Raw genomic sequence first — 21,848 nt, forward strand, 5'->3', positions numbered from 1 at the left:
GTCAATGGGGCGGGCGCCGCCGCTTACGATCGGCGCATGTCGGAGACGGAATCCGGGGCGGGACCGGCCGCCGGGCCGGGAACGGGACCGCAGACCGGCGGGGTGCGCGAGGTGAAGTCGGCGGCCCGCACGGTCGACCTGCTGGAGGTGCTGGCGGCCCGCGGCGACTGCCCGGCGCGGCTGCGCGAGCTCGCCGAGGAGCTGGGCGTACCGCGCAGCAGCATGTACGCCCTGCTGAAGACGCTCATCGACCGCGGCTGGGTCCGCACCGACGCCACCGGCTCGCTGTACGGCATCGGCATCCGTGCCCTGCTCACCGGCACCAGCTATCTGGACAGCGACACACGGGTCGGCGCCGTGCGCCCCTATCTGGACGAAGCCTCGGACGCGCTCGGCGAGACCATTCATCTGGCCCGGCTCGACGGCCCGGACGTCGTCTACCTCGCCACCCGCGAATCGCACGAGTACCTGCGCACCTTCAGCCGGGTCGGCCGGCGGCTGCCCGCCCACGCGGGCGCCCTGGGCAAGGCGCTGCTCGCCGAACGCCCGGACGCCGAACTGCCGCTTCCCGCAGGCGAACTGGCGCGCCTCACGCCCAACACCCGTACCGACCGCGCAGCGCTGGCCGCCGATCTGGCCGCCGTCCGGGTGCGCGGCTACGCCGTCGACCGCGAGGAGGGCGTGCTCGGCATCAGCGGCTTCGGTTTCGCCCTGCGGTACGACTCCCCCGCCCGGGACGCGATCAGCTGCTCGGTGCCGGTGGCCCGCCTAACCGAGGAGCACGAGCGGCAGATCGTCGCGGTGATGCGGGAGATCAGGGCGAAGATCGAGTCGCTCGCGCCCCGCACGAAGGGCGCGCCCGACTGGCGCTGACCGCTACGCGGCCGGGTCGGCTCCGAAGTCGTAGGCGTCGACCTCGGCGATCAGCCGGGCCCGGCGCTCCTCGTCGTCCTCCAGGAACGACGCCAGGAAGGAGTTGCGGGCCAGTTCCCGCAGCCGCTCCTCGCCCACTCCCAGGGCGCGCTGCACCGCGTCGAAGTTGTCACCCGCGTAACCGCCGAAGTAGGACGGGTCGTCGGAGTTGACCGTGCACATCAGACCGGCGTCCATCATGGCCGGCAGGGGGTGCTCCTCAAGGATGCGCACAGCCCGCAGGCGCACGTTCGACAGCGGGCAGAGCGTCAGCGGGACCCGGTCCCGCACCAGCCGTTCGACCAGTTCCGGATCCTCCATGCAGCGCAGCCCGTGGTCGACGCGCTCCACGCCCAGCACGTCCAGCGCCTCGCGGATGTACGCGGGCGGGCCCTCCTCGCCCGCGTGCGCCACCCGGCGCAGCCCGAGTCCGGCGGCCACCTCGTACACCTCGCGGAACTTCGAGGGCGGATGACCCGCCTCCGCCGAGTCGAGGCCGACTCCCGCGATGCGGTGCAGATACGGCTTCGCGGCCAGCAGTGTCTCCATCGCCGACGCGGCGGACTCGTCCCGCAGGAAGCACATGATCAGGCGGGTCGAGACGCCGTGGCGCTCCTCGCTCGCGTCCAGCGCGCGGGCGAGTCCCTCGACGACGGTGGCCAGCGGTACCCCGCGGGAGGTGTGCGCCTGCGGGTCGAAGAAGATCTCGGCGTGGCGCACCCCCTGGGCGGCGGCGCGCGCCAGATAGGCGTCGGCGAGCTCGGCGAAGTCGTCCTCGGTGTGCAGGACGGCCATCAGCCGGTAGTAGAGATCGAGGAAGGACTGGAGATCCTCGAAGCGATAGGCGTGGCGCAGCTCTTCGGTGTCCTTGAAGGGCAGTTCCACGCCGTTGCGCGCGGCGAGCGCGAAGGCGAGTCCGGGTTCCAGGGTGCCTTCGATGTGCAGGTGCAGTTCGGCCTTGGGGAGTGGCACGGGTCGAGCCTCGTTCATGGACGTCGTTTGGGGACGGGGACCCGCAACAGGTCGGTGGCGACGGTCAGTTCCGCCTCGAATCCGGCGGCGCGGGCCTGCCGCTCGAACTCCTCCGCGTCGGTGTAGCGCTGCGAGAAGTGCGTCAGCACGAGGTGCCGCACTCCCGCGTCACGGGCCACCCGGGCAGCCTGACCTGCGGTCAGATGGCCGTGGTCGGACGCGAGTTGCTCGTCCTCGTCGAGGAAGGTCGACTCGATGACGAGCATGTCGCAGCCGTCCGCGAGCGCGTACACCCCGTCGCAGAGACGGGTGTCCATGACGAACGCGAACCGCTGGCCCGGCCTCGCCTCGCTGACCTCCTCCAGCCGCACACCGCCGACCTCGCCCTCGCGTTGCAGCCGGCCGATGTCGGGCCCCGCGATGCTGCGCTCGGCGAGCGCCTCGGGCAGCATCCGCCGGCCGTCCGGCTCGATGAGCCGGTAGCCGAACGACTCGACGGGGTGGGACAGTCTGCGCGCCTCCAGCGTGTACGAGGGCGTCGTGGCCAGGACCCCGTCGGCGGCCACCGGCGCCTCGGTCAGCGACACCGTCTCGCGGTACGCGGTCGCGTACCGCAGCCTCTCGAAGAACCGCTGTCCACTGGCCGGGTAGTGCGCGGACACCTCGTGCGGGACCCGGTCGAGGTTGATCCGCTGGATCACCCCGGCGAGGCCCAGGGAGTGGTCGCCGTGGAAGTGCGTGACGCAGATCCGGTTGATGTCGTGGGCGGCCACCCCGGCGCGCAGCATCTGGCGCTGGGTGCCCTCGCCGGGGTCGAAGAGGATGCCGTCGGCGTCCCACCGCAGCAGGTAGCCGTTGTGGTTGCGGTGCCGGGTGGGTACCTGGCTGGCGGTGCCGAGGACCACCAGTTCTCTGACGGACACGATGGACGGCCCGTTATCCGGGAGGCCATTCGAGGCCGCGGCCACCGAGCAGGTGGGCATGTGCGTGGAAGACGGTCTGGCCCGCTCCGGCGCCCGTGTTGAAGACGATGCGGTACCCCGGCTCGACCGTCTTCTCCTGCGCGGCGATCTCGCCGGCCTCCCGCAGCACGTCTGCGGCCAGGTCGGGAGCGCCCGCGGCGAGCGCGACGGCGTCAGGGTAGTGGGCCTTGGGAATGACCAGAACGTGCGTCGGGGCCTGGGGATTGATGTCCCGGAAGGCCAGGACGGTCTCGGTGTCCCGTACGACCGTGGCCGGCACCTCCCCCGCGACGATCTTGCAGAACAGGCAGTCAGCCTGCGGTTCTCCCGCCATGCCGGGTCCTCCTCGCGTGGGGTGGTTACCCGCCACATCGTATCGACCGCCCCGGACTCCCCGCGGGCCCCACCCGCGCGATGCGGGGGCGGTCGTCCACGGAGCCGGGCGCGGGCACGACACCCGGGACGGCGCGCCACGGAAGCGGTCCGTGCGATTGCGGGACAGCTTCCGGCAGCACCGGTCCGCTCAGTCCTCCCCCAGGACCGCCCGGATCACGTGCCGGGCGTTGCGCGCCATCGCCGGGTTCGTCGTGCGGTAGTGCGGCAGCGCGATCACCGCCTGCGAGAGCGTCCGAGCACGGCCGCGGCGCCAGGCCGCGTCGTCCACACCGAGTGCCTCACGGAAGGCGTCCCTGGCGCCGGCGGGCAGCAGATTCCATGCGGGGAACAGATCGCAGGCGGGATCGCCCGCGCCCAAGCACCCGAAGTCGATCACCGCGGTCAGCCTGCCCCCGTCCACCAGCAGATTGCCCGGCATCAGGTCGGCGTGCAGCCACACCGGCGGCCCCTCATGATCCGGGGCCCGCAGCGCGTCCTCCCAGACGGCGAGCGCGGCGTCGCAGTCGACGTTCTCCTGCGGAATGGCCCGCAGTTCGTCGATCGCCGCCCGGGTCTCGGCGTCGAGCGAGGCGAGCGGCCCGCCGCGGTGGGCCACCGGAGCGCCCGGCAGGGTGATGCTCCGCATCGCCGCCACGAAGCGCGCCAGATCCGCGGCCAGCAGCACGGGCTCGCTCAGCGCTCCCTCCTCGGGGTGCCGCCCGGCCAGCCACCGGTGCACGGACCACGGCCACGGATACCCCTCGGCGGGCTTTCCGGCCCCGAGCACCTCGGGGATCGGCGTGGGCAGCAACGGCGCGAGGCGCGGCAGCCACTGCTGCTCCATCGACACGTCCCCGGCGCCGCCCTCGATCAGTGGCAGCCGCACGGCCATGCGATCGCCCAGCCGGTACATGGCGTTGACGGTGCCACCGGAGGCGAACCGCTCGATCGGGAGGCCCGCCCACTGCGGGAACTGCCCGGCGACCAGGCGCCGTACGAGGCCTTCGTCGACGGGGTGCAGGCCCGGATGCATCTGCCGTGTGCTCATGGGGCGCCATCCGACCGCCTGCGGCTGCCGGTCGTCAAACAGCTTTTCGTACCCAGGTGCGGGTGCCCGGGAGGCTCCCGGGGACCCGCCGCCCAGGTCAGTCCAGCACCGGGGGCGTCCTGGCCGGGTTCTCCGCCAGGACGGCGAGCGCCATCCGGATCGCCTCGTCCAGCTGCGGATCGCGACCCGCCACATGGTCCTGCGGGGTCATCACCACTTCCACGTCCGGGTCGACGCCGTAGTTCTCCACACCCCACCCGTAACCCTCCACCCAGAAGGCGTACTTGGGCTGGGTGACCCCCGTGCCGTCCACCAGGGAGTAGCGGTTGTCGATACCGATGACCCCGCCCCAGGTCCGGGTGCCCACGACGGGGCCGATCCCCAGCGCCTTGATCGCCGCGTTGACGATGTCGCCGTCCGAGCCGGAGAACTCGTTCGCCACCGCCACGACCGGGCCGCGCGGCGCGTTCGCCGGATAGCTGTACGGCTGCATCCCGCGCGGCACGGCCCAGCCCACGACCCGGCGTGCCAGCTTCTCCACGACCAGCTGGGAGGTGTGCCCGCCGCGGTTCTCCCGCACGTCCACGACCAGGCCCTCGCGTGCCACCTCGACCCGCAGATCCCGGTGGATCTGGGCCCAGCCCGGCGCCTGCATGTCGGGGACGTGCAGATAGCCCAGCCGTCCCGCGGAGTGCTCGTGGACGTAGGCGCGCCGGTCGGCGACCCATGCGTGGTAGCGCAGCGGCTCCTCGTCGGCGAGCGGGACGACGACCGCGTGGCGCGGCTCGCCGCCGTCCGCGGGCGCGACGGTGAGTTCGACCGGCTTGCCCGCCGTGCCGACCAGCAGCGGGCCCGGTCCGGCGATCCGGTCGACGGGCCGGCCGTCCACCGCGAGGATCGCGTCACCGGCGTGCACCGCGGCTCCGGGGGCGGCGAGCGGGGAGTGGGCGCGCGGGTCGGACGTCTCGGACGGCAGGACGCGGTCGACGCGCCACACGCCGTCCGCCGAACGGGAGATGTCCGCGCCGAGGAGGCCCTGGCGACGGGCGCTCTGCCCCTGACCGCCGCGCGGGACGATGTACGCGTGCGAGGTGCCGAGTTCGCCCTGCACCTCCCACAGCAGATCCATCAGATCGTCGTGGGTGGCCACCCGGGACAGCACCGGCCGGTACCGGTCCAGTACGCCGTCCCAGTCGACGCCGCCGAGGTCCGCGCGCCAGAAGTTGTCGCGCATCAGCCGTCCGGCCTCGTCGTACATCTGCCGCCACTCGGCCGCCGGGTCGACGGTGCGGCGGACGCGGGAGAGATCGACGGAGACGTTGGTGTCGCTGTCGTCCTCGCGCGATGCCCGCCGGTCGGCGGGGACGACCTTCAGCTTGTCGTCGGTTCGCAGCAGCACCCGCTTGCCGTCACCGCTGACCGAGAACCCGTCGGCGTCCGCGGCGAGTTCCTCGGTGCGCTGCTGGGTGAGGTCGTAGCGCTCCAGAGCGGTCGTGGGTCCCTCGTCGTCGGGGGTGGCGCGGGTGGCTCCCAGCGCGCCGCGCAACGGGTGGCGCAGCCACAGCAGCCCGTCCTTCGCCGCGCGCAGGGTGGAGTAGCTGCCCGCCTCGACCGGGAACGGCACGATCCGGTCGGCCAGCCCTTCGAGGTCGATCCGGGTGGCGGGCACCTCGCCGTCGCCGTCCCGGCCGCGGTCCTTGTCCTCCTCGAACGGCCGGCCGTGCCGCTGTGGTCCGAACGGCGACGGGGTGGTGGCCGCGAGCGTGATCAGATGCGGCCGGCAGCCGCCGACGAACGCGAGGTCGAAGACATGGGTGTCGTAGACCGGGTCGAAGTCGCGCTCGGACAGGAATGCCAGATGCCTGCCGTCGAGCGTGAACGCGGGCTGGTAGTCGCGGAATCGCAGCGGTGTCGCCTCGACGACGGACAGGTCCCGCACATCGGCGAGCTTGAGCTGCCGCAGCGGGGACGGTCCGGCGTGCGACCAGGCGAGCCAGTGGGAGTCGGGCGAGAAGACGAGCCCGGTGGCTTCCCCGTGCTCGCCGCGGTCGACCTGGCGGACCTCTCCCGTCTCACGGTCCACGAGCAGGACCCGCCCGTCATGGGCCGCGACGGCCGCCCGGCTGCCGTCCGGTGCGACGGCCAGGCCGAGGACGCGGCCGAGCTGTCCGGCCGCCCGCCTGCGCGGTGCGGCGCCGGGCGCGAGGCCGGTCGCCGGGGCGAATTCCAGTGCGTCCTCGCCCTCCGCGTCGGTGACCCAGACGACCTGCTCCTCCCCGTCCGCCCGGAAGACGCGGGGCAGCCGGGCCCGGACGCCCGGTTCCACCGCCAGCGCCCGCGCGGGCCCGTCCCGGTGGGTGACCCAGTGGACGCCGCCGCGGATCTCCACGGCGCTGCCGCGTCCGGTGTGGTCGGGGGCCGCGGCACCGAGATGGCGTTCGGCCTTCACGGGACGCGGGCGCTGATCGGTGCGCTGCCCGCCGAGCCGGATGTCGAGACGGCGGGGCGCGGTGCCGTCGAGGTCGTCGAGGATCCACAGCTCACCGGCGGAGGCGTACACGACACGGGTGCCGTCGGTGGCCGCGTGCCGGGCATAGAAGCCGTCGGCGGCGTCTCCGGTGCCGAGAGAGGTGTGACGCTTCAGGTCCGACCCGTCCGGCCGGGACGAGTAGACGGCTCCGACGCCCTCGTGGTCCGAGAGGAACGCGATCCTCTCCCCCGCTTCGCCGTGGGGACCCCCCACCCACAGCGGGTACTCGATGTTCCCGTCGAGGTCCTCGTGGAGGCGTACGAACTCCCCCGAGCCGTCCCGGTCGATCCACAACTTGCCCGCGGTGCCGCCCCGGTAGCGCTTCCAGGCCGCGGCCTCGCGGCCCATCGTGGCGGAGAGCAGCAGTACGCCGGAGCCGTACGCCAGGCCGCCGACCGGCCCGTAGGGCAGCTGCGTCGCGGGTCCGCCGTCGAGCGGCACCGACCGCGCCCAGGTGCGGCGCAGCGAGGCCTGACCCTGGGTGCTGATGGCGAGGACCTCGCCCTGCGGGGTCCAGCCGCGTACGGACGTCCTGGCACTGCCCCAGTACGTCAGCCGGTCGGCCGGCCCGCCGTCGACGGGGGCGACATGCACCTCGGGCGCGCCGTCCCGGCGTGAGGTCCAGGCTATGCGGGTGCCGTCGGGTGAGATACGGGGATGGTCGACGGGCACGTTGTCGGCGCTCACGCGCCAGGCGCGTCCGCCGTCGAGCGGGGCGACCCAGACGTCGTCCTCTGCGGTGAAGGCGATCAACTCGCCGTGGACATGCGGATACCGAAGGTAGGCAGGCTGCGTCACACCGTCACCCTAGGCAGGCCACGACCGCCGGGTCACGGCTTTGCGAGGGCCTGTCGTGCGGATCAGGCCGGGTCACTTACCCGGCGGGTCGGCCGTCTCGGTGACGGTCACCGTGACGGTGACGGCGGGCCGTGGGCCGGAGCCGGGAGGTGTGGGCCGGGGCGAATTGCTGGGCGTGGCCGAGCAGTTGCCGAGGACAGTCGCCTCGAAGACGACCTTGCCGTCCACCCGGGCCATGAGGTCACCGCGGACGCACCGGCCCGAACGCTCCTCGGTCACCTTGCCCTTGAGCGTGATCTTCTGCCCCGCCTCGGTCTCACCCTGGCAGTCGACGGTGGCGGTCCCCGTCCTGCTGGGCGACGGCGAGGAGTTGCCCGCGTCGTCGAGGGTGGCGGTGCAGCTGAGCCAGCGCACGTCGAAGCCGATGCGCTCCAGGGTGCTGGTGCCCGTGCGGTCCGTGGTGACGGACACGGCGACGGAACTGAGTCCCCCTGCCGCCGGCTCGCAGGCCGCCAGGACCCCGACCGCCGTGCCCGCGACGGCGATCGCGGCGAGCGTGCGTCTCGGGCGCGCCCGGCCGGGCTCGGCTTCTCCCGCCCGGCCAACTGCCGTTCTTCGCCGTGTCGTTCCGCGCGGTCCCGTTCGCCGCAGCGCTGTTCCCCGCAGTGTCATTCCCCGCATGAAGCGAGACTGGCACCGGTGGGCGGGAAGCAACAGGGCGGTTGCGGTCAATCACCGCCACCGGGGACGGCGTCGGGCTCTCCCCCGCCCCGACGGCCCGCGCACCAGGTCGGTCAGCCCCAGCGCCCCGTGCGGCCCAGCAGCAGCGCCGTCGCCGCCGTGCCCGCCGTCGAGGTGCGCAGCACACTGCGTCCCAGCCGGTACGGCTTGGCTCCCGCCTCCGCGAACGCCGCGAGTTCCTCCGGGGACACCCCACCCTCGGGGCCCACGACCAGCACGATCGACCCCTCGGCCGGCAGCTCGGCGGTGGCCAGCGGTTCGGCCCCCTCCTCGTGCAGCACGGCCGCGAAGTCCGCTGTGGCCAGAATTGCCGCAACCTGCTTGGTCGTTGCTGCGTCCGCGACCTCCGGGAAGCGGAGCCGGCGCGACTGCTTGCCCGCCTCACGCGCGGTGGCCCGCCACTTCGCCTGCGACTTCGCGCCCCGCTCGCCCTTCCACTGCGTGACGCAGCGGGCGGCCTGCCAGGGCACGACCTCGTCCACGCCGGTCTCCGTCATGGTCTCGACGGCGAGTTCGCCGCGGTCGCCCTTGGGCAGCGCCTGGACGACGGTGATACGCGGCGCCGGCTCGGTCTCCACCGGGAGGTCCCGGACCTCCACCTCCAGCCGGTCCTTGCCCTCGGTCCGCAGTACGACACCGGCCGCCCCGCGCCCGAGCCCGTCGGTGAGCACGATCTCCTCACCCGGCTGGAGCCGGCGTACGGACACGGCGTGCCGCCCTTCGGGCCCGTCCAGCGTGACGGCGGAACCAGCGGTGACCCCCTCCAGGGAGTCCACCAGGAAGACGGGTGCGGTCATCAGGAGGCGTCCAGCGCCAGCGCGGCGCGCGCGGAGTCCAGCTCGGCGGCCAGCACCTCCACCAGCTGTCCGGCCGGCAGCTCCCGGGCCAGCCGGTGCCCCTGACCGGCCCACAGCGCCATGCCCTGGGCGTCGCCGGCCTTGGCCGCCGCCTTGCGCAGCCCGCTCGTCAGGTGGTGCACCTGCGGATACGCGGCGGGGGCGTACGGCCCGTGCTCGCGCATGAAGCGGTTGACGAGCCCGCGGGCGGGCCGGCCCGAGAAGGCACGGGTCAGTTCGGTGCGTACGAAGAGGGGATTGGTCATCGCCTGCTTGTGCAGGGTGTTCGCGCCGGACTCGGGGCAGACCAGGAACGCGGTGCCGAGCTGCGCCGCCGCCGCTCCGGCCGCGAGCACGCCGGCGATCTGGCCGCCGCGCATCAGTCCGCCGGCCGCGATCACCGGCAGCGGAACGGCCTCGCGGACCAGGGCGACGAGGGTGAGCAGTCCCACCCCGCTGCCGTCGGCCGCCGGGTCGTCGCGGTGCGTCCCCTGGTGGCCGCCGGCCTCGACGCCCTGGACGCACACGGCGTCCGCGCCCGCCCGCTGCGCGGCCTGCGCCTCCTCGGCCGAGGTGACCGTGACGACGGTGAAGGTGCCGGCCTTGGCGAAGGACTGGAGCACCTCCCGCTTGGGGCAGCCGAAGGTGAAGGAGACGACCGGGACGGGGTCGTCGAGCAGGATCGCGAGCTTGGCCTCGTACCCGTCGTCCAGGCCGGAGTCGGGATCGCCGAGCGGTGTCTCGTACCAGGCCGCCTCACCGGCGAGCTGGTGCCGGTAGACCTCCACGGCGGCGGGGTCGGTCGCACCCGGCTGCGGCATGAACAGATTCACGCCGAAGGGCCGGCTCGTGAGCCCGCGGATCTGTTTGATCTGCTGGTACATGCCGTCCGCGGTCTTGTATCCGGCGGCCAGGAATCCGAGGCCGCCGGCCTCGGACACGGCTGCGGCCAACTGCGGGGACGACGCGCCGCCCGCCATGGGGGCCTGCACGATCGGATACCGGCAGAGATCGGTCAGTGCGGAGGACATGCACGCATGGTGCCACGTCGGCCCCGCCCGGCCGAATCGGACCGGCCGCGGCCCCGGAGACCGGGGCCGCGGCTGGTTCTACCGTCCGTTGAACGCGTCCTTCAGACGCGAGAACAGCCCTTGCTGCCCCGGCTGGAACTGACCGGTCGGCCGCTCCTCGCCACGCAGCTTCGCCAGCTCCCGCAGCACCCGCTCCTGCTCCGGGTCCAGCTTCGAGGGCGTCATCACCTCGACGTGCACGATCAGGTCGCCCCGACCGCCACCGCGCAGGTGTGTGATGCCGCGGCCGTGCAGCGGGATCGACTGGCCGGACTGGGTGCCCGGGCGGATGTCGACCTCCTCCATGCCGTCGAGCGTCTCCAGCGGCACCTGGGTGCCGAGGGCCGCCGCCGTCATCGGAATGGTGACCGTGCAGTGCAGGTCGTCGCCGCGCCGCTGGAACACGCCGTGGGCCAGCTCGTGGATCTCCACGTACAGGTCGCCGGCGGGGCCGCCGCCGGGGCCTACCTCGCCCTCGCCCGCGAGCTGGATCCGGGTGCCGTTGTCGACACCGGCGGGGATCTTCACGGTCAGCGTGCGGCGCGAGCGGACCCGGCCGTCACCGGCGCACTCCGGGCACGGGGTCGGGACGACGGTCCCGAAGCCCTGGCACTGGGGGCACGGCCTGGACGTCATGACCTGGCCCAGGAAGGACCGCGTGACCTGCGAGACCTCACCGCGGCCGCGGCACATGTCACATGTCTGCGCCGAGGTTCCCGGCGCCGCGCCCTCGCCCGAACACGTCGTACAGACGACGGCCGTGTCGACCTGGATGTCCTTCGTCGTGCCGAAGGCCGCCTCGTTGAGGTCGATCTCCAGCCGGATCATCGCGTCCTGGCCGCGTCGCGTGCGCGACCTCGGCCCCCGCTGCGACGCCGTCCCGAAGAAGGCGTCCATGATGTCCGAGAAGTTTCCGAAGCCACCGGCGCCGAAGCCTCCGGCGCCACCGCCGCCCGCCTGGGACAGCGGGTCGCCGCCGAGGTCGTAGACCTGCTTCTTCTGCGGATCCGAGAGGACCTCGTAGGCCGCGTTGATCTCCTTGAAGCGCTCCTGCGTCTTCGGGTCCGGATTCACATCCGGGTGGAGTTCACGCGCAAGACGGCGGAAGGCCTTCTTGATCTCGTCCTGGGATGCGTCTCGGCGCACGCCGAGTACGGCGTAGTAGTCCGTGGCCACTTACGACTCCGCCAGGATCTGTCCGACGTAACGTGCCACTGCGCGTACCGCTCCCATCGTTCCGGGGTAGTCCATGCGGGTCGGTCCGACCACGCCGAGTTTGGCAACTGCCTCGTCGCCCGAACCGTAGCCGACCGAGACGACGGACGTGGAGTTGAGGCCCTCATGGGCGTTCTCGTGACCGATCCGTACGGTCATGCCCATCCCGCCCGACTCCTTGGCCTCGCCGAGCAGCTTGAGCAGCACGACGTGCTCCTCCAGCGCCTCCAGCACCGGCCGGATCGTGAGCGGGAAGTCGTGTCCGAAGCGGGTCAGATTGGCGGTGCCGCCGATCACCAGCCGCTCCTCGGTCTCCTCGACCAGGGTCTCGAGCAGGGTGGACAGCACCGTCGTGACGGTGCCGCGGTCCTCCGGCTCGAAGGAATCCGGCAGGTCCTGCACCAGCTGCGGCACATCCGCGAAACGGCGCCCGACGACCCGGCTGTTGAGCCGGGCCCGCAGGTCCGCGAGCGAGGTGTCGCCGAAGGGCGCGGGACAGTCGATCATCCGTTGCTCGACCCGGCCGGTGTCCGTGATCAGCACGAGCATCAGCCGGGCGGGTGCCAGGGAGAGGAGTTCGACGTGCCGGACGGTGGACCGGGTCAGCGACGGGTACTGGACGACGGCGACCTGCCGGGTCAGCTGCGCGAGCAGCCGCACCGTACGGCCCACGACGTCGTCGAGGTCGACGGCCCCGTCCAGGAAGTTCTGGATGGCGCGGCGCTCCGGCGACGACAGGGGCTTGACCCCTGCCAGCTTGTCGACGAAGAGCCGGTACCCCTTGTCCGTCGGGATACGGCCGGCGCTGGTGTGCGGCTGGGCGATGAAGCCCTCGTCCTCCAGCACCGCCATGTCGTTCCGGACCGTGGCCGGCGAGACGCCGAGATTGTGACGCTCCGTGAGCGCCTTGGAACCCACAGGTTCCTCGGTGCCGACATAGTCCTGGACGATCGCGCGCAGCACCTCGAGTCTGCGTTCACTGAGCACCGCGCACACCTCCAGCTCTGGTTCCTCGGTGGCTGCTTGGCACTCCCCGGGTCCGAGTGCCAGCAATCCCCGTGCCAGTGTACGGCCGTGGGGTACGGCTCTAGCAAGGCGGCCGACCAGGCTACCGCGCGCCTTTGCTGGTCGTTGCCAGTAGCGTCGCGTTATGGACGTCCGTTGGGAAGACTACGGCTGGGAGCAACTGGCCGACGGCGTCGGGCGGCGCAGGCTGCCCGTCTGGGACGCGACCGTGGGACTGGTCGCCGGTGACGAGGGCGTCCTGCTGTTCGACACGGGGTCCACGCTGCGTGAGGGCGTGGAGCTGCGTACACAGGCGGAGGCGCTGCTGGGCGGCCGCCGAGTGACGCATGTCGCACTGAGTCATCCCCACTTCGACCATGTTCTGGGGACGGCGGCCTTCTCCGCGGTGGAGGTCTTCGGCGCGGTCGCCGTCGACGTCGTACTGCGCCGGGACCGCGACGAACTCCGGGCCGACGCCGTACGGCACGGTGTGGCGCCGGACGATGCCGCCGAGGCGACCGACCTGCTGGTCGCGCCGCAGCACGTGGTCACCGGTGAACGGACGCTGGACCTCGGCGGACGCCAGGTGCTGCTGGCCAATGTGGGCCCCGGGCACACGGGCCACGATCTGGTGCTCCTCGTGCCGGGCGACCGGGAGGTCGTGTTCTGCGGCGACCTGGTGGAGGAGTCCGGGGAGCCGCAGGCGGGTCCGGACGCGATGCCGTCGCGCTGGCCGGCGGCCCTGGACCGGCTGCTCGCGCTCGGCGGAGAGGACGCGTTGTACGTCCCCGGGCACGGCGCGGTGGTGGACGCGGCGTTCGTCCGCGCACAGCGTGACGTGCTGGCGGAGCGCTTCGGGGTGTCGTAGCGTCGCCGAATGCGCAGCTACAGCCCCGATCTGACGCCCCCTTGGAAGAAGCCCTCCGCCGTGCCGGAGGTCCCCGCCGACCGGGATCTGGTCGTGGAGGAGGTCACCACCGGCTTCTGCGGCGCGGTGATCGGCTGCGAGGCCGGGACGGTGACCCTGGAGGACCGCTTCGGCAAGCACCGGGTCTTCCCGCTGACCGCACGGGGCTTTCTGCTGGAGGGCCGGGTGGTGACGCTGGTCCGGCCCGGCGCGGGCGCGCCGGCCGCGCCGGCCCGCACTGCCTCGGGCTCCGTCGCCGTGCCCGGCGCGCGGGCCAGGGTGGCGCGGGCGGGCCGCATCTACGTCGAGGGCCGCCACGACGCCGAGCTGGTGGAGCGGGTCTGGGGCGACGATCTGCGCATCGAGGGGGTGGTGGTGGAGTACCTGGAGGGTGTCGACGATCTCCCGGCGATCGTCGACGACTTCGCGCCCGGGCCCGATGCCTGCCTCGGTGTCCTGGTCGACCATCTGGTCCCGGGGTCCAAGGAGTCCCGTATCGCCGCGTCGGTCACGGACCCGCACGTGCTGGTGGTGGGCCATCCGTACATCGACATCTGGGAGGCGGTGAAGCCGTCGTCGGTGGGGATCACGGCATGGCCCGTCGTCCCGCGGGGCCAGGACTGGAAGACGGGCGTGTGCCGTGCACTGGGCTGGCCGCCGAACACCGGCGCCGCCTGGCAGCACATCCTGTCCCGGGTGCGGTCCTACCGCGATCTTCAGCCGGAGCTGCTGGGCCGGGTCGAGGAGCTGATCGACTTCGTGACACTGCCGCCGGAGTGAGCGGCGAGGCCGTGTGAGGGCAGCGGGGCGGGTCAGTCCACCAGGTCCCGGACGACCCCGTCAGCGAGCAGCCTTCCCCGCAGCGTCAGGACGGCCGAGCCCGCCTCGTAGGCCGCGGGCTCCAGCAGCCCGTCCGCCAGGGCCCTGCCCGACGCCGCCAGCCCCGCCGGCTTCAGCAGCGACAGCGGCACGCCGTCCTTCAGCCGCAGCTCCAGCAGGATCCGCTCGACGCGCCGGTCCTCCGCCGACAGGAGCTCCCGGCCCGCGCCGGGCGAGCGCCCCTCGGCCAGCGCCGCCGCGTAAGCGCCCGGGTGCTTCACGTTCCACCAGCGCACCCCGCCCACATGGCTGTGCGCTCCGGGGCCCGCGCCCCACCAGTCGGCGCCGCGCCAGTACAGCTCGTTGTGCAGACAGCGGCCTGCGTCGGAGGTGGCCCAGTTGGAGACCTCGTACCAGGAGAAGCCCGCCTCGGACAGCACGGAGTCCGCGATCAGATAACGGTCCGCGTGCACGTCGTCGTCGGTCATGGGCACCTCGCCCCGCCGGATCCGCCGGGCCAGCTGGGTGCCCTCCTCCACGATCAGCGCGTACGCCGAGACGTGGTCCGGACCCGCACCCACCGCGGCCGCGAGCGACGCGCGCCAGTCGTCGTCGCTCTCGCCGGGGGTGCCGTAGATCAGGTCGAGGTTCACATGGTCGAAGCCGGCGGCGCGGGCCTCCGCGACGCAGGCCTCGGGGCGTCCGGGTGTGTGCGTACGGTCCAGCACCTTCAGGACGTGCTGCCGGGCGCTCTGCATCCCGAACGAGATCCGGTTGAATCCTCCGGCCCGCAGCTTCTCCAGATACTCCGGACCGACGGACTCGGGGTTCGCCTCGGTGGTGATCTCCGCGTCGTCCGCGAGCCCGAACTCCTCCCGTACGGCGCCCAGCATGGACACCAGGTCGGCGGCGTCCAGCAGCGTCGGCGTACCGCCCCCGACGAACACCGTGCTGAGGGGCCGCGGATCGTCGCCGAGCACCTTGCGGGCGAGGCGCACCTCGTCGGCGAGGGTGGCGGCGTAGTTGTCGCGGGAGGCCAGCACACCGCCCGAGCCGCGCAGCTCGGTGGCGGTGTAGGTGTTGAAGTCGCAGTAGCCGCAGCGCGTCGCGCAGTACGGCACATGCAGATAGAAGGCGAGCGGCCGGTCACCGGCGCCGTCGAGGGCGGACGCCGGGAGCGCCCCGTCCTCGGGCATGGGCTCACCATCGGGCAGTACGGAAGGCATGCCCCCCATTGTCCGTCACCCGTGCGAAAGCCCGGACCGCGCGCCGGGCGGGGGTCCGGGGGCAGTGGCCGTGCCGTCCCCGGCAGGTCACCGCACCGGAGGGGTACGTCACTGCACCTGGAGCACCAGCAGCGCCAGATCGTCGTCCAGCGGGGTGTCCGAGAAGTCGTGCACCGCCTGCCTGATCCGCTCCCCGACCCCTTGCGCCGTCAGTCCCACGCACCCGGCGAGGGCCGTGGCCAGCCCGTCGCCGTCGTCGAACATCCGCGCCCCCGAGCGCCGCTCGGTCACCCCGTCCGTGACACAGAGCAGCGTGTCACCGGGCTCCAGGTCGAAGGTCTGGCTCTGGTACGCGACGTCCTCCACGACCCCGAGCAGGACCTGCGGCTCGGCGACGGTGTGCACCCGCCCGTCGGGCCGCAGCACCAGCGGCAGCGGATGCCCCGCGCTCGCCAGCGTGCACCGCACGCCCCTGCCGGAGGGCAGCGGCACGAGCTCGCCGTACAGCAGGGACAGGAAGCGGGCCTGCGGCCCTTCCGGCACCGTCTGGCCGCCGGCCGCGGCGACGAGCAGCGCGGTCGCCTCCGCCGCTTCCATGGCGTCGTCGAGAAGGAGCCCGTTCAGCCGGTCGAGCACCTCTCCGACCTGGTAGCCCTCGCGGGCGAGCAGCCGCAGCCAGGGGCGGGCCAGCCCGGTGACGACGGCCGCCTCGGGGCCGCTGCCCTGGACGTCGCCGAGCATGAAGGACCAGCGGTCGCCGCTGCCGGCCGGGAAGATGTCGTAGAAGTCGCCCCCGGCGACGCCGTCGTCGCCGGGCTCGTAGACCAGGAAACGGTCCACGCCGGGGATCTGGCCCACCTTGCGGGGCTGGAGGCCGCGCTGGAGGACCTTGCTGATGGTGGCCTGCCGGGTGTACTGGCGGGCGGCACCGATCGCGAGGGCCACGCGGCGGGCGAAGTCCTCGGTGAGGGCCGTCACGTCGTCGGGGACGCGCGCGAGGCCCTGCCGGGCGAGCAGCAGGGTGCCGAGGCCGCGTCCGCCCGCGACGAGACGGTAGGCGAGTGCGGCACCCCCGGCCGCGCCGGGCTCACGCCCGCTGGGCCACGGGATCGGCACCGGTCCGCCGATCGTGCCCTCCGGCAGCATGGGCGGCTCGTCGACGAGCGCCGTGCGCAGCTGCTCGATCCGTGACTCGTCGGCGTGCCAGACGCGGGCGAGCCGCTGCACGGGAGCCGAGGGCCCCTCGCCGCCGACGGCGGGCCGGCCGGGTTCGCCGTCCAGCCAGATCGCGCACCAGTCGGCGAGCCGGGGCACCAGCAGCTGGGCGGCGAGCGCGGCCACCATGTCCTCGTCGAGCTGTCCGGCCAGCAGGTCGGAGGCCTCGGCGAGGAAGGAGAGAGCGCCGCGTCCGGCCAGGCTCTGGTCCGCGCGGTCGTCGCGGGCGACGGACGCGCGCGGCGAGGGCGCCAGGATCTCGGCGGCCCGCAGACCGCGGTCGATGGCCGGTTCGGTACCGCTGAGCGCGAAGGTGTCCCAGCCGTCGACGGGCAGCCGCGCCCAGACGGTCTTCAGGGCGGAGAGGTAGGTGATGCCCCAGCGCTCGGCGAGTGCGGCGACGAGGTGCAGACCGCGTCCGTACTCGGGGGTGCCCGAGCGGTCCGTGACGGCGTGGGGCTCACTGCTCACGGCCCTGGCCGGGTGGTGGTCGGAGACCTCGATCACCAGGGCGGCGGCCTCTCCGTCGGCCGACGGGTCGAGGCGGCACAGGAGTTCGACGGCGGTGCCCGCGTGCACGACGGCGTTGGTGACGAGTTCACTGACGATCACGACGGCGTCGTCCGCGAGCCGGTCGGTGCTGTGCCCGCCGGGCGGGCAGCCGCCCACCGTACCCCGGCAGTAGGCGCAGGTGGCGAGGAGCCCGAGGGTGGTCCAGTCGGCGAGAGCCGCCCGGACGAATCTGCGGGCGGCCGAGGGGGCATGGGGGTTCCCCGGCAGGCTGGTGCGCGTGACCGACCGCCCGTCATCCCTGAACGGGTAGAACGGAGTTGAGCGGTGGACGGTTTCGCGCTGCATCGGAATGGACCCCACAGTCCGGCTCCCGGTCGGTTCTCACAATGCGCCGCTTCTGACACCGACAGAGTGACAGACTGAGCCTGCCCATAAGCGCCGAGTCACCGAAGTGGGCGGATATGAACAGAGACCTCGTGCCGCCGCCCGCATCCCCGGCCACCTTGCCGCATGCCAGGACGCCGGACGACAGCGGCTGGATCCGGGCGTCCGAACTGCGCCCGCTGCTGGCCGCGATGACGTCGCTGCGCGACGGCGACTTCCGCGTCCGGGTGGCCGAGACGCATGAAGGCATGTCGGCGGAACTGGCCGCGGTGTTCAACCAGATCGCCGTGCGCAATCAGCACTTCGCCGACGAGCTGACGCGGGTGCGCAGGGAGGTCGTCCGCCACGGGCGGCTCGACGACCGGCTGGCGGCGAGCCCCGGCCAGGGCGCCTGGACCTCGGGGGTGACCTGGACGAACTCCCTGCTGGACGCCCTGGTCGTACCGGCCGCGAACGCCACGCGCGTCCTGGACGCGGTGGCCGGCGGTGATCTCACCCAACGGGTCGATCTGCACGACGGGAACCGCCAGTTGCGGGGCGATCTGCGCCGGCTGGGCCGCGCGGTGAACAAGATGGTCGACCAGCTGTCGCTGTTCACCGGCGAGGTCACGCGGGTCGCGCGCGAGGTCGGCACCGAGGGCAGGCTCGGCGGCCGCGCCAAGGTCCAGGGGCTGTCCGGGAGTTGGCGGGACGTCACGGAGGCCGTCAACGCGATGGCCTCCCGGCTCACCGCACAGGTGCGCGACATCGCCGCGGTCACCACGGCGGTGGCACGCGGCGACCTGACCCGTACGGTGACCGTCGAGGCGACGGGCGAGCTGCTGGAACTGAAGCTCACCGTGAACACGATGGTCGACCAGCTCTCCGCGTTCGCGGACGAGGTGACCCGCGTGGCGCGCGAGGTCGGCACCGAGGGCCAGTTGGGCGGGCGTGCCCAGGTCCGCGGCGTGTCCGGGGTCTGGAAGGACCTCACGGACAACGTCAACTTCATGGCGTCCAACCTCACCAGCCAGGTCCGCAACATCGCCCAGGTCACCACCGCCGTCGCCAACGGCGATCTCTCCCAGAAGATCACCGTCGACGCCCAGGGCGAGATCCTCGAACTCAAGTCGACCATCAACACCATGGTCGACCAGCTCTCCGCCTTCGCCGACGAGGTCACCCGCGTCGCCCGCGAGGTCGGCACCGAGGGCAACCTCGGCGGCCGCGCCCAGGTCCGCGGGGTGTCCGGGGTCTGGAAGGACCTCACCGAGAACGTCAACTTCATGGCCGACAACCTGACCAGCCAGGTGCGGAACATCGCCCTGGTCTCCACGGCCGTCGCCCAGGGCGATCTGGGCAAGAAGATCACTGTCGAGGCGAAGGGCGAGATCCTCGAACTCAAGTCGACCATCAACACCATGGTCGACCAGCTCTCCGCCTTCGCCGACGAGGTCACCCGCGTCGCCCGCGAGGTCGGCACGGAGGGCAATCTCGGCGGTCAGGCGCAGGTCCGCGGCGTGTCCGGGGTCTGGAAGGACCTCACGGACAACGTCAACTTCATGGCGTCCAACCTCACCAGCCAGGTCCGCAACATCGCCCAGGTCACCACCGCCGTCGCCAACGGCGACCTGTCCAAGAAGATCACCGTGGACGCCCGCGGGGAGATCCTGGAGCTCAAGGACACCGTCAACACGATGGTGGACCAGCTGCGGGCGTTCGCCGACGAGGTCACGCGGGTGGCCCGCGAGGTCGGCACGGACGGCAGACTCGGCGGCCGCGCCCAGGTGCTCGGCGTCACCGGCCTGTGGAAGGACCTCACGGACAACGTCAACTACATGGCCGACAACCTCACGTCGCAGGTGCGGAACATCGCCCAGGTGGCGACGGCCGTGGCGCAGGGCGACCTGTCGAAGAAGATCGACGTCGACGCCCGCGGCGAGATCCTGGAGCTCAAGACCACCATCAACACCATGGTCGACACGCTCTCCTCGTTCTCCTCCGAGGTGACCCGGGTGGCCCGCGAGGTGGGCTCCGAGGGCCAGTTGGGCGGCCAGGCACGGGTCGAGGGCGTGTACGGCACCTGGAAGCGCCTGACGACCAATGTGAACGAGCTGGCGCTCAATCTCACCACCCAGGTCCGCGCGATCGCCGAGGTGGCGTCCGCGGTGGCCCAGGGCGACATGTCCCGCTCCATCACGGTGGAGACCCGCGGCGAGGTCTCCGAACTCAAGGACAACATCAACCTGATGGTGTCCAACCTCCGCGAGACCACCCGGGCCAAGGACTGGCTGGAGTCGAACCTCGCCCGTCTGGCCGGTCTGATGCAGGGGCACCGCGACCTGATGGAGGTCGCCGACCTGATCCTGCGCGAACTGACCCCGCTGGTGAACGCCCAGTACGGCGCCTTCTTCCTGGCCGACCCGGACGCCGACGGCACCCCGGCCCGTACCACCTCCACCACCAAGGGCCTGGCCTTCATCGCGGGCTACGGCTCCGCCCAGTCCGCCACCATCGACACCACCGGCATGCCGGGCCACGGCCTGGTGCGGCAGGCGGCCCTGGAGAAGAAGCGGATCCTGCTGGAGGAAGCGCCGCCGGACTACATCAAGATCAACTCAGGGCTGGGCGAGGCGTCGCCGGCCAGCGTCGTCATCATCCCGATCCTCTTCGAGGACAAGCTGCTCGGAGTGATCGAGCTCGCGTCGTTCTCCCGCTTCTCGGACGTCCACCTGGCGTTCTTCGACCAGTTCGTGAACACCATCGGGGTCGCGATCAACACCATCATCGCCAACTCCCGTACGGAGTCGCTCCTCGGCGAGTCCCAGCGCCTGGCGGTGCAGCTCCAGGAGCGCTCCGACGAACTCCAGCGCCAGCAGGCCGAACTGCAGCGCTCCAACGCGGAGCTGGAGGAGAAGGCCGCCCTGCTGGCGACCTCGTCGCAGTACAAGTCGGAGTTCCTGGCGAACATGTCGCACGAACTGCGCACCCCGCTGAACTCCCTGCTCATCCTCGCCCGGCTGCTGTCCGACAACCCGGACGGCCGTCTCTCCGACCAGGAGGTGCAGTTCGCGACGACGATCCACCGATCGGGCTCCGACCTGCTCCAGCTGATCAACGACATCCTCGACCTGTCCAAGATCGAGGCCGGCCGTATGGACGTACGACCGAAGAAGCTCCCGCTGATCAAGCTGCTCGACTATGTGCACGCCACCTTCCGGCCGATCACGCTGGACCGCGGGCTGGCCTTCGAGGTCGCGGTCGGCGAGGACGTGCCGCGCGAGATGTACTCCGACGAGCAGCGGCTCCAGCAGATCCTGCGGAACCTCCTGTCCAACGCCATCAAGTTCACCTCGTCCGGCCGCGTGGAACTGCGGGTCAACCGCATCAAGGACCCGGACCACACCCTGGTCAAGGGCGCGGAGGACCTGATCGCCTTCGCCGTCACGGACACCGGCATCGGGATCGCGGCGGAGAAACTCCCGGTGATCTTCGAGGCGTTCCAGCAGGCCGACGGCACCACCAACCGCAAGTACGGCGGCACCGGCCTCGGTCTGTCCATCAGCCGCGAGATCGCGGGCCTCCTCGGCGGGCGGATCATCGCCGAGAGCGAACCGGGCGCGGGCTCCACCTTCACGCTGTACGCACCCGTGCTCTACCCGGGGCACGTGGCCGCGGAGAACGACGACCTGCGGCACGGCCACACGGTCCAGGATCTGCGGACGCTGCCGCTGTCCGCGCCCGAGCGACACCACACCGACCATCTGCCGCGTCCGGAGCTGGACGACGGCTGGCCGACGACGACGAAACTGGAGGAGTGGAAGTCGGGCAGCGCGGGCGCGATCCTGGCGGGCCGCCGGGTGCTGATCGTCGACGACGACATCCGCAACGTCTTCGCCCTCACCCATGTGCTGGGCCGCGTGGGCATGCCCGTGCTGTACGCGGAGAACGGCCGCGAGGGCATCGAGACGCTGGAGCGCAATCCCGACGTCCAGCTGGTCCTGATGGACATCATGATGCCCGAGATGGACGGCTACGAGACGATCGAGGCGATCCGGCGCAGCCCGCTGTGGACCGATCTGCCGATCGTGGCGCTGACCGCGAAGGCGATGCCCGGGGACCGCGAGAAGTCCATCGCGCAGGGCGCCAACGAGTACGTACCGAAGCCCGTGGACGTCGACCGGCTCCTGACGGTCGTCTGTGCCCTCCTGGACCCCGAGAGCGAGCCGCCGGCCGGGCTGCCGGTGTCCGTGGGGCCGTCGGAGGGGGATTCCGCTGTACCGGCGCAGCAGGACGGCGAAGGAGAGCCGGCCACTTCGCCGACCATCACGTGAGGCAGAC

16 protein-coding genes are annotated in these 21,848 nt (G+C 72.2%); 4 read left to right on the forward strand and 12 right to left on the reverse strand.

Features of this window, described 5'->3' with window-relative positions:
- The first annotated feature begins 36 nt into the window (after nucleotides 1–36).
- Complete coding sequence (locus ACQPWZ_RS11995) at nucleotides 37–873, forward strand: IclR family transcriptional regulator (RefSeq protein ID WP_433571314.1); 837 nt, start codon at nucleotides 37–39, stop codon at nucleotides 871–873.
- A 3-nt stretch (nucleotides 874–876) separates the two neighbouring features.
- Here ACQPWZ_RS11995 and ACQPWZ_RS12000 read toward each other — a convergent pair whose 3' ends face one another.
- The 10 genes from ACQPWZ_RS12000 to hrcA all read right to left on the reverse strand — a co-directional run bounded on the left by ACQPWZ_RS12000 (nucleotide 877) and on the right by hrcA (nucleotide 12,446).
- A complete protein-coding gene (locus tag ACQPWZ_RS12000; protein WP_433571315.1) occupies nucleotides 877–1,884 on the reverse strand; it encodes an adenosine deaminase in 1,008 nt (335 codons plus the stop codon).
- A gap of 14 nt (nucleotides 1,885–1,898) precedes the next feature.
- Nucleotides 1,899–2,807, reverse strand: coding sequence for a ribonuclease Z (locus ACQPWZ_RS12005; RefSeq protein WP_433571316.1), 909 nt, complete (start codon nucleotides 2,805–2,807; stop codon nucleotides 1,899–1,901).
- A gap of 13 nt (nucleotides 2,808–2,820) precedes the next feature.
- Nucleotides 2,821–3,180 carry a histidine triad nucleotide-binding protein gene (locus ACQPWZ_RS12010; RefSeq protein WP_356701706.1) on the reverse strand — a complete coding sequence of 120 codons (360 nt, stop codon included), beginning with the start codon at nucleotides 3,178–3,180 and terminating at the stop codon, nucleotides 2,821–2,823.
- A 189-nt stretch (nucleotides 3,181–3,369) separates the two neighbouring features.
- Entirely contained in the window at nucleotides 3,370–4,269 is a 900-nt protein-coding gene (locus tag ACQPWZ_RS12015; protein ID WP_433571317.1) for an aminoglycoside phosphotransferase family protein, read from the reverse strand.
- A gap of 97 nt (nucleotides 4,270–4,366) precedes the next feature.
- A complete protein-coding gene (locus tag ACQPWZ_RS12020) occupies nucleotides 4,367–7,597 on the reverse strand; it encodes a S41 family peptidase (RefSeq protein WP_433571318.1) in 3,231 nt (1,076 codons plus the stop codon).
- A gap of 72 nt (nucleotides 7,598–7,669) precedes the next feature.
- Nucleotides 7,670–8,068 carry a hypothetical protein gene (locus ACQPWZ_RS12025; protein ID WP_433571319.1) on the reverse strand — a complete coding sequence of 133 codons (399 nt, stop codon included), beginning with the start codon at nucleotides 8,066–8,068 and terminating at the stop codon, nucleotides 7,670–7,672.
- A 323-nt stretch (nucleotides 8,069–8,391) separates the two neighbouring features.
- Entirely contained in the window at nucleotides 8,392–9,135 is a 744-nt protein-coding gene (locus ACQPWZ_RS12030; RefSeq protein ID WP_433571320.1) for a 16S rRNA (uracil(1498)-N(3))-methyltransferase, read from the reverse strand.
- Entirely contained in the window at nucleotides 9,135–10,205 is a 1,071-nt protein-coding gene (locus tag ACQPWZ_RS12035) for a nitronate monooxygenase (protein ID WP_340473047.1), read from the reverse strand. The genes ACQPWZ_RS12030 and ACQPWZ_RS12035 overlap by 1 nt, the downstream gene beginning before the upstream one ends.
- A gap of 78 nt (nucleotides 10,206–10,283) precedes the next feature.
- Nucleotides 10,284–11,420 (reverse strand): molecular chaperone DnaJ, encoded by a 1,137-nt coding sequence (gene dnaJ / locus ACQPWZ_RS12040; RefSeq protein WP_340473048.1) that lies wholly within the window; start codon nucleotides 11,418–11,420, stop codon nucleotides 10,284–10,286.
- On the reverse strand, nucleotides 11,421–12,446 hold the full coding sequence (gene hrcA / locus ACQPWZ_RS12045; RefSeq protein WP_340473049.1) for a heat-inducible transcriptional repressor HrcA: 1,026 nt from the start codon (nucleotides 12,444–12,446) through the stop codon (nucleotides 11,421–11,423).
- A gap of 163 nt (nucleotides 12,447–12,609) precedes the next feature.
- Between hrcA and ACQPWZ_RS12050 the strand changes: the two genes are divergently transcribed.
- Entirely contained in the window at nucleotides 12,610–13,332 is a 723-nt protein-coding gene (locus ACQPWZ_RS12050; RefSeq protein ID WP_405569607.1) for an MBL fold metallo-hydrolase, read from the forward strand.
- 9 nt (nucleotides 13,333–13,341) lie between these two features.
- Entirely contained in the window at nucleotides 13,342–14,151 is an 810-nt protein-coding gene (locus ACQPWZ_RS12055; RefSeq protein WP_405569610.1) for a DUF3097 domain-containing protein, read from the forward strand.
- 32 nt (nucleotides 14,152–14,183) lie between these two features.
- Here ACQPWZ_RS12055 and hemW read toward each other — a convergent pair whose 3' ends face one another.
- Both hemW and ACQPWZ_RS12065 read right to left on the reverse strand, forming a co-directional pair.
- A complete protein-coding gene (gene hemW / locus ACQPWZ_RS12060; protein ID WP_340473052.1) occupies nucleotides 14,184–15,425 on the reverse strand; it encodes a radical SAM family heme chaperone HemW in 1,242 nt (413 codons plus the stop codon).
- 99 nt (nucleotides 15,426–15,524) lie between these two features.
- A complete protein-coding gene (locus ACQPWZ_RS12065; RefSeq protein ID WP_405569613.1) occupies nucleotides 15,525–17,489 on the reverse strand; it encodes a SpoIIE family protein phosphatase in 1,965 nt (654 codons plus the stop codon).
- Between the two features lie 230 nt (nucleotides 17,490–17,719).
- Between ACQPWZ_RS12065 and ACQPWZ_RS12070 the strand changes: the two genes are divergently transcribed.
- Nucleotides 17,720–21,841 carry a HAMP domain-containing protein gene (locus tag ACQPWZ_RS12070; RefSeq protein WP_433573807.1) on the forward strand — a complete coding sequence of 1,374 codons (4,122 nt, stop codon included), beginning with the start codon at nucleotides 17,720–17,722 and terminating at the stop codon, nucleotides 21,839–21,841.
- Nucleotides 21,842–21,848 lie beyond the last annotated feature (7 nt).

The organism is Streptomyces sp. CA-251247, from assembly GCF_050952975.1.
Lineage (GTDB): Bacteria > Actinomycetota > Actinomycetes > Streptomycetales > Streptomycetaceae > Streptomyces > Streptomyces achmelvichensis.